General features: G+C 59.9%; 2 protein-coding genes. One reads left to right on the forward strand and one right to left on the reverse strand.

Going from position 1 to position 2,031, the window contains the following annotated elements:
* On the reverse strand, positions 1-223 hold a 223-nt coding region (locus tag K206_RS44575), incomplete at its 3' end, for a hypothetical protein (RefSeq protein WP_231401745.1).
* On the opposite strand from K206_RS44575, the gene K206_RS40540 reads away from it, so the two are divergent.
* On the forward strand, positions 119-2,031 hold a 1,913-nt coding region (locus K206_RS40540), incomplete at its 3' end, for a Tn3-like element IS1071 family transposase (protein WP_231401744.1). The two genes, K206_RS44575 and K206_RS40540, sit on opposite strands and share 105 nt — an antisense overlap.

Below are 2,031 nucleotides of genomic sequence, written 5' to 3' on the forward strand. Positions count from 1 at the left end.
TGATTTCATTGACTTTCCTGTTCGCTTTGTAAACGGGTATGGTGGCCTCCCACTTTTGAGGTTCACGATGCAGGGTTGGCACACAACGTTTTTGGGGATGCGTGGGCTCCCCCGCGATATCAGCGACTTCGAGATGAAGGCATTTTTCACCTTCGATGGTGCCGAGCGCGACGCAATCAATGCACGCCGAGGTGATTCCCACAAGCTTGGTCTGGCGCTCCATATTGGTTTCCTGCGCATGAGTGGGCGTTTGCTCGGTGCCTTTCGGGTAATTCCAGTAGCCTTGTGGCGCCACCTTGGCAACGAGCTTGGCATTGCAGCACCAGAAGTCGCCTCGCTGAGAGCCATGTATGAACGCGGGCGCACGCTATTCGATCACCAACAAGTAGCCTGCACGGTCCTTGGATTCCAGTGGATGAGCGAGCACCAGCGCCGCTCACTGGTACGTGAACTGCGCGACGAAGTGGCGCGCTGCGCCGACCGCGATCAGCTACTCGTGCGGGCGCGTCAATGGCTGTACAAGAACAAGCTGGTGATCGTGCACGAGCGGGCAATTCGGACACTGATTGCGGCGGCACTTGCCCAGCTTGAAGTTGAAACAGGCACCGCCATCGCCGCCAGCGTTGATCCAGCAACACTTGATCGCTGGCGAGCCTCAGTTTCAGAGCTGCGCCCAGATGGACAAACCCAGCAGAGTTGGCTATGGGCTGCACCGGCGAAACACTCAACCCGCCAAATCAGCGAGGTACTGGAGCGCATCGACCTGCTTTACACGCTGGACGTTCATAAGCACCTGGCAGACATCCCCGATCTCATCTTGCGCCGCTACGCGCGCCGACTTGTCTCCAGGCCGCCCTCAGCCGGAGCCAAGATCAAAGAGCCAGCGCGCACCGTGGAGGTCGCATGCTTTCTTCGGTATTGCCTGTTCACCACCACAGACCAGTTGATCCTTATGGTGCAGCGCCGGATCGCCGATCTGTGGCGTCAGGCTGCCGCCGATGTCCCCGCTACCGTCAATTGGGCCGCAATGTACAAAACGCTGCTCGGCGAACTTGTTGCCTTGAGCGCGCAAGGTGCGGTGCCAGATGCTGAGTTGCGTGCCCGTCTTGAAGCCTTGATCACCGAAACCCAGAAACGCAAACCACCGAGCAGGGCCTCCCTGGTCCGCGAGGGATTGATTGATGGAATTCGCCCCGTGCGGTCGTTGCTCGTCGCCATTGCAAAGCTGCCCTGGCAGGCCACCGGCGAGCATCCTGCCATCGAGTACCTTGCCAAGCTGCAAGCTTTATATCTCAAAGGATCCAGAAAGCTGCCAGTTGAAGTGGTGGCACCAAGTCTGGGAATGATCTGGCAGGTTTCGATCTCCAGCCCAGACCGGGAACGGGCGTTTCAGGCGTTGGAGGTGGCCACCCTGTTTGCCCTGCGCCGCGCGGTGCGCAATGGCTCGGTCTGGATTGAGCACAGCCTGAGCTTTCGGGGTCGTGCGCGCTTGTTCTTCACGGACGAGCGTTGGCAGGCAGAGTCCAAGAAACACTATGCCCGTCTATCGTTACCCAGCAAGGCTGCCACTTTCTTGAAGCCTTTGCTGGCCAGAGTAACTGCCGGTGTCGATGCGGTGGCCGCTGCAGCCCGCAGTGGCGTACTGCGCGTGGATGATGAACTCCATTTGTCGCCATTGCCCGCAGAGGACGAAGACCCAGAAGTGACCAAGCTGCGCGCGGCTTTGGATCACCGCATCGGTGAGGTTCAATTGCCGGAAGTGATTCTGGCCGTTGACGCCCAGGTGCGCTTTAGCTGGATCATGCTCGGACGTGAGCCGCGCTCTACCGACGAGCTGCTGATGGTCTATGCCGGCATCATGGCCCACGGCACCAGTCTGACTGCGGTCGAATGCGCGCGCATGATTCCGCAATTGTCTGCCACCAGCATTCGCCAGGCCATGCGCTGGGCGCGGGACGAACGGCGTCTGAGCCAGGCCTGCCAGGCTGTGCTGGAATTCATGCAGCGACACCCGATTGCCGCCACCTGGGG

Origin of the sequence: Cupriavidus sp. WS (assembly GCF_000395345.1) — a bacterium.
In the GTDB taxonomy this organism is placed as follows: Bacteria; Pseudomonadota; Gammaproteobacteria; order Burkholderiales; family Burkholderiaceae; genus Cupriavidus; species Cupriavidus basilensis_B.